We start from the raw sequence: 6,615 nt of genomic DNA, 5'->3' as shown, positions 1-6,615 counted from the left end.
CGGTGGCGCACACCCCGCACGCCTGCACGTCCACCACCGCCTCTCCGGGGCCGGGGTCGGGAACGACGATCGTCTCGACCGTGACCGGGGCTCCCTTGCTGCGGGCGACGACGCCCCTCACCTCGTACGGCATGACTGCGGGTCTCCTCTCGACGACGTGCCGGGCGCGCACGGGCGGCGTCCGCGGCCGCCGGGAGCGGCCGGCACCGTGTCCACGCCGACGCCCTTGACCACCCGTGCCCCTGGACCATAGTGTCCTGCACGACTGATATACCAGTCGTCCGGACGGCGTCATCACAGGAGGGGCACCCGCCCATGGCTCTGCCGATCGAGACCCTGCCCGCCCCGGCGGTGGCTCCCGACCCGGTGCTCAACCGGTCCCTGTCCGAGACCGACCCCGAGGTCTCCGCGGCCATCTCGGCCGAGCTGCGGCGCCAGCAGGCGACGCTGGAGATGATCGCCAGCGAGAACTTCGCCCCGCTCGCGGTGATGCAGGCGCAGGGCTCGGTGCTCACCAACAAGTACGCCGAGGGCTACCCGGGCCGGCGCTACTACGGCGGCTGCGAGCACGTCGACGTCGTCGAGCAGCTGGCCATCGACCGGCTGGAGGCACTGTTCGGCGCCGAGTACGCCAACGTGCAGCCGCACTCGGGCGCGCAGGCCAACGCCGCGGCGATGTCGGCCCTCCTCGAGCCGGGCGACACCATCCTGGGCCTCGACCTCGCCCACGGCGGCCACCTGACCCACGGCATGCGGCTCAACTTCTCCGGCAAGCTCTACGACGTCGCGGCCTACCACGTCGACCGGCGGAGCCACCGGGTCGACATGGCCGAGGTCGAGCGCCTGGCCCACGAGCGCCGGCCCAGGCTCATCGTGGCCGGCTGGTCGGCCTACCCGCGCCACCTGGACTTCGCGGAGTTCCGCCGGATCGCCGACGAGGTCGGTGCGTACCTCATGGTCGACATGGCGCACTTCGCCGGCCTCGTCGCCGCCGGGCTGCACCCCTCCCCGGTGCCGCACGCGCACGTGGTCACCTCGACCACCCACAAGACCCTCGGCGGCCCCCGCGGCGGCGTCATCCTCGCCACCGCCGACCTGGCCAAGAAGTTCAACTCCTCGGTGTTCCCCGGCCAGCAGGGCGGGCCGCTCGAGCACGTCATCGCCGCCAAGGCGGTGGCCTTCAAGCTCGCCGGCGAGCCGGCCTTCCGCGAGCGCCAGGAGCGCACCCTCGACGGTGCCCGGATCCTCGCCGAGCGCCTGCTGGCCGCCGACTGCCGCGAGGCCGGCGTCAGCGTGGTCAGCGGCGGCACCGACGTCCACCTCGTGCTGGTCGACCTGCGCGAGTCGCCGCTGGACGGCAAGCAGGCCGAGGACCGGCTGCACGCCATCGGCATCACCGTCAACCGCAACGCGGTGCCGTTCGACCCCCGGCCGCCGATGGTGAGCTCCGGCGTCCGCATCGGCACCCCGGCGCTGGCCGCCCGCGGCTTCGGCACCGAGGACTTCGTCGAGGTCGCCGACGTCATCGCCCAGGCCCTCCGGCCGACCGTGGGGGAGCAGCGGCTCACCCGCCTGCGCGAGCGGGTCACCCGCCTCGCCGACCGACACCCGCTCTACCCCGACCTGGCGGAGACCGACCGATGACGCCCCGCACCCCCGGTGCCGACCTGCCCGAGCACCCCGACTTCCTCTGGCGGGACCCCGAGCCGAAGCGGTCCTACGACGTCGTGATCGTCGGCGGCGGCGGGCACGGCCTGGCCACCGCGCACTACCTGGCCAAGAACCACGGCATCACGAACGTCGCGGTGCTGGAGAAGGGGTGGCTGGCCGGCGGCAACATGGCCCGCAACACCACGATCATCCGGTCCAACTACCTGTGGGACGAGAGCGCGGCCATCTACGAGCACTCGCTCAAGCTGTGGGAGGGGCTCGAGGAGGACCTGGACTACCCGATCCTGTTCAGCCAGCGCGGCGTGCTCAACCTCGCGCACACGCTGCAGGACGTCCGCGACAGCGTGCGCCGGGTCGAGGCCAACAAGCTCAACGGCGTCGACGCCGAGTGGCTGGAGCCGGACGAGGTCCGCAAGGTCTGCCCGATCGTCAACACCTCCTCCGACATCCGCTACCCGGTGCTCGGCGCGACCTACCAGCCGCGCGCGGGCATCGCCAAGCACGACTACGTGGCCTGGGGCTTCGCCCGCCGGGCGGACGAGGCCGGGATCGACCTCATCCAGGACTGCGAGGTCACCGGGTTCACCACCGACGGCAACCGGGTCACCGGAGTGCAGACCACCCGCGGCACCATCGCCGCGGGCACGGTCGCCCTCTGCGCGGCGGGGCACACCTCCGTGCTCACCGACATGCTCGGCTTCCGCGTCCCCGTGCAGAGCCACCCGCTGCAGGCGCTGGTCTCCGAGCTGCTGGAGCCGGTGCACCCGACGGTCGTCATGTCCAACGCCGTGCACGTGTACGTCTCGCAGGCGCACAAGGGCGAGCTGGTCATGGGCGCCGGCGTCGACTCCTACAACGGCTACGGGCAGCGGGGCGCGTTCCACGTCATCGAGCGCCAGATGGCCGCGGCCGTCGAGCTGTTCCCGGTGTTCGCCCGCGCCCACCTGCTGCGGACCTGGGGCGGCATCGTCGACGTCAGCCCCGACGCCTCGCCGATCGTGGGGCGCACGCCGTACGACAACGTCTACCTCAACTGCGGCTGGGGGACCGGCGGTTTCAAGGCCACGCCCGGCATCGGCGAGTGCCTGGCGCACACCATCGCCCACGACGAACCCCACCCCCACGTCGCGCCGTTCCGCCTCGACCGCTTCGTCACCGGCGCGCTCGTCGACGAGCACGGCGCCGCCGCCGTGGCCCACTGACCGCAGGAGACCCGCGTGCAACTCATCGACTGCCCCTGGTGCGGCCCCCGCGAGGAGGTCGAGTTCTCCTACGGGGGAGAGGCCCACGTCGCCTACCCCGAGGACCCCGCCGCCCTCTCCGACGAGCAGTGGGCCCACTACGTCTTCTTCCGCGCCAACCCCAAGGGCCGGTTCACCGAGCGCTGGTGCCACTCCGCCGGGTGCCGCCGCTGGTTCAACGCCGTGCGCGACACCGTCACCTACCGCTTCGAGGCCGTCCACCGCCTCGACGGGACCGAGGCGGGAACCCGATGAGCACCTCGTTCCGCACCGCCGCCGGCGGTCGCGTCGACCGCGCCACCACCGTCGAGTTCACCTTCGACGGGCAGACCCACACCGGGCACCCCGGCGACACGCTGGCCTCGGCCCTGCTGGCCGCCGGCCGCCACTCGATCGCGACCAGCGTGAAGCTCGGCCGCCCCCGGGGTGTGGCCGCCGCCTGGGCCGAGGACCCGAGCGGTCTGGTGCAGATCGAGGAGCCCTTCCCCGAGCCGATGCTGCTCGCGACCACCGTCGAGCTGTACGACGGCCTGGTCGCCCACGGCCTGCCGGGGCAGGGCCGCCTGGCGGAGGTGTCCGACTCCGCCCGCTACGACGCGGTGCACCACCACGTCGACGTGCTGGTGGTCGGTGCCGGCCCCGCCGGGCTGGTGGCCGCGCTGACCGCCGCCCGCGCCGGCGCCCGGGTCGCGCTCGTGGACGAGCAGTCGGAGGCCGGCGGTGCGCTGCTCGGCACCGACGACCTCCTCGACGGCGCCCCCGCCCTCGAGTGGGTCGCGGCCGCGGTCGCCGAGCTCGCGGCGCACCCCGAGGTCCTGCACCTGCAGCGGACGACGGCCTTCGGGCTCTACGACGACGGCTTCGTGCTGGCGCTGGAGCGGCGTACCGACCACCTCGGTGGCGCCGCGCCCCGCCACGTGTCCCGGCAGCGGGTGTGGCGGATCCGGGCGCGCTCGGTCGTCGTGGCCGCCGGCGCGCACGAGCGCCCCGTCGTCTTCGCCGACAACGACCGGCCGGGCACCATGCTGGCCGGCGGCGCGCGCACCTTCCTGCACCGCTACGGCGTGCTGGCCGGTCGCGAGGCCGTCGTCTTCACCACCAACGACAGCGCCTACGCCGCGGCGGTCGACCTGGCCGACGCGGGGACCCGCATCGCAGCCGTCGTCGACGCACGGCCGCAGGCGCCGGAGCACTGGCTGGCCGCCTGCCGGGAGCGCGGCATCCCGGTGCGCACCGGCAGCGTCGTCTCCGGCACCGACGGCACCGAGCGCGTGACCGCCGCCCACGTCGCCCCCTTCGCCGACGGCCGGCCGGGCACCGCCGAGCCGATCGCCTGCGACCTGCTGCTGGTCAGCGGCGGCTGGAACCCGGCCGTGCACCTGTTCAGCCAGGCCCGGGGCCGGCTGCGGTTCGACGAGTCGCTCGGCGCCTTCCTGCCGGCCGAGGAGCTCGACGGGGTGACCGTGGCCGGGGCGGCCGCCGGGGTCCTGGACCTGGCCGGCTGCCTCCGGGACGGCCGGCGGGCGGCGGACGCCGCGCTCGCCGCCCTGGCACTGCCGGAGCCCGAGGCGGTCCGGCTGCCCGCGACCGAGGCGAGCCCCGGACCGGCTGCGCCGATGACCCTCTGGCACGTCCCCGACACCTCGGGGCAGGACGGCCGGACGTCCTTCGTCGACCTGCAGCGGGACGCCACGGTGGCCGACCTCGCCCGCGCGACCGGCGCCGGACTGCGCTCGATGGAGCACGTCAAGCGCTACACGACCATCGGCACCGCGCACGACCAGGGCAAGACCTCCGGCGTGCTCGCGTCGGGCATCACCGCCGAGCTGCTGGGGGTCCCGGTGCAGGCCACCGGGACGACGACCTTCCGGCCGCCCTACACGCCGGTGGCCTTCGCCGCCCTGGCCGGCCGCGACCGGGGCCGCCTGTTCGACCCCGAGCGGGTCACCGCGCTGCACGACTGGCACGTCGCCGAGGGTGCGGTGTTCGAGGACGTCGGCCAGTGGAAGCGGCCCCGCTACTACCCCCGGCCCGGCGAGGACATGGCGGCCGCCGTCCTGCGGGAGTGCGCCGCCACCCGTGGGGGAGTCGGCATCCTCGACGGCTCCACCCTGGGCAAGATCGACGTGCAGGGCCCGGACGCCGCGGTGCTGCTGGACCGCCTCTACACGAACCTGATGAGCAGCCTCAAGGTCGGCTCGGTCCGCTACGGCGTCATGTGCGGCGTCGATGGCATGGTCATCGACGACGGGACCGTCCTGCGGCTGGCCGACGACCGGTTCCTGGTGCTCACCACGACCGGTGGCGCGGCCAAGGTGCTGGACTGGATGGAGGAGTGGCTGCAGACCGAGTGGCCGGAGCTGCGGGTGCGGCTGACCTCGGTGACCGAACAGTGGTCGACCTTCCCCGTGGTCGGGCCCCGCTCCCGCGACGTGGTCGGCGCCGTGTTCCCCGACGTGGACGTCAGCAACGAGGCCTTCCCGTTCATGACCTGGCGGGACACCTCGCTGGGCGGGGTGCCGGTGCGGCTCGCCCGGATCAGCTTCTCCGGCGAGCTGGCCTTCGAGGTGTACGTGAACTCCTGGTACGCCCGCGCGGTGTGGGAGCGGCTGGTCGAGGCCGGCCGCCCGCACGGGATCACGCCGTACGGCACCGAGACCATGCACGTGCTCCGGGCCGAGAAGGGCTACCCGATCATCGGGCAGGACACCGACGGCACCGTCACGCCGCACGACCTCGGCATGGCCTGGGCGGTGTCGAAGAAGAAGCCCGACTTCGTCGGCAAGCGGTCCTTCGCCCGCGCGGCCAACGCCGACCCGCTGCGCAAGCAGCTGGTCGGGCTGCTGCCGGTCGACCGGGACACCGTGCTGCCGGAGGGCTCGCAGGTCGTGGAGTTCGCCGCTGACGGTCAGCTCCCGCCGCCGCCGGTGCCGATGCTCGGCCACGTCACCTCGAGCTACCGCAGCGCCGAGCTGGGGCGCCCGTTCGCCCTCGCCCTGGTCAAGGGCGGCCGGTCGCGGATCGGCGACACCGTCCACGTCCCCGTCAACGGCACCCTCGTCCCGGTCGAGGTGACCGGCTCGGTGCTGGTCGATCCGGAAGGAGCCCGCCGCGATGGCTGACCTGCTGGCCCGCAGCCACCCGCTGGAGCCGTACCTGAGCGCCCTCGACGCGCTCCCGGACGAGCTGCGGATCACCGCCGAGCCGTTCGTGGCCCTGGCCGACCTGCGGGTCGACCCGGCGTCCGGGGTGCAGGTGCGCGGTGCCGCCCTGCCGACGACCCCGAACACCTGGGTGGCCGCCGGGGACGGCCGGCTGGTCTGGCTCGGCCCCGACGAGTGGCTGGTGACCAGCGCCGGCACCGCGCCCGAGGCGCTGGAGGCCGAGCTGGCCGAGGTCCTGCGGCCGGTGGGCGGCGTCGCCGTCGACGTCTCCGCCCAGCGCGTCGGCCTGCGCATCACCGGTGCCCGCGCCCGCGAGGTGCTGGCCAAGGGCTGCGCGATCGACCTGCACCCCCGCGCGTTCGGGCGGGGCAGCAGCGCGCAGACGACGCTCGGTCAGGCCGGCGTCGTCCTGCTGGCGCTCGGCGCGGACGGGGAGGACTTCGCCGTCCTCGTCCGCTCGTCCTTCGCCGGCTACCTCGCCACCTGGCTGCTCGACGCGAGCCTCGAGTACGCCGACCCCGCCCTGACCTCCTGAGAGG

At 74.2% G+C, this 6,615-nt stretch carries 5 protein-coding genes; all 5 read left to right on the top strand.

Going from position 1 to position 6,615, the window contains the following annotated elements; translation table 11 throughout:
* The first annotated feature begins 315 nt into the window (after window positions 1–315).
* The 5 genes from glyA to ACI79G_RS23185 are packed head-to-tail and all read left to right on the top strand — an operon-like array spanning window position 316 to window position 6,611.
* A complete protein-coding gene (glyA, locus tag ACI79G_RS23205; protein ID WP_456883395.1) occupies window positions 316–1,644 on the top strand; it encodes a serine hydroxymethyltransferase in 1,329 nt (442 codons plus the stop codon).
* On the top strand, window positions 1,641–2,873 hold the full coding sequence (locus ACI79G_RS23200; RefSeq protein WP_456883394.1) for a sarcosine oxidase subunit beta family protein: 1,233 nt from the start codon (window positions 1,641–1,643) through the stop codon (window positions 2,871–2,873). Before glyA ends, ACI79G_RS23200 begins: the two co-directional genes overlap by 4 nt.
* A gap of 15 nt (window positions 2,874–2,888) precedes the next feature.
* A complete protein-coding gene (locus ACI79G_RS23195; RefSeq protein ID WP_456883393.1) occupies window positions 2,889–3,167 on the top strand; it encodes a sarcosine oxidase subunit delta in 279 nt (92 codons plus the stop codon).
* Window positions 3,164–6,034, top strand: a complete 2,871-nt coding sequence (locus ACI79G_RS23190) for a 2Fe-2S iron-sulfur cluster-binding protein (RefSeq protein WP_456883392.1) — start codon at window positions 3,164–3,166, stop codon at window positions 6,032–6,034. Before ACI79G_RS23195 ends, ACI79G_RS23190 begins: the two co-directional genes overlap by 4 nt.
* Window positions 6,027–6,611, top strand: coding sequence for a sarcosine oxidase subunit gamma (locus tag ACI79G_RS23185; RefSeq protein ID WP_456883391.1), 585 nt, complete (start codon window positions 6,027–6,029; stop codon window positions 6,609–6,611). The genes ACI79G_RS23190 and ACI79G_RS23185 overlap by 8 nt, the downstream gene beginning before the upstream one ends.
* The last annotated feature ends 4 nt before the right edge of the window (window positions 6,612–6,615 follow it).

It is taken from the genome of Geodermatophilus sp. SYSU D00779, assembly GCF_054050595.1.
This window is presented reverse-complemented; position numbering and strand designations above follow the sequence as displayed.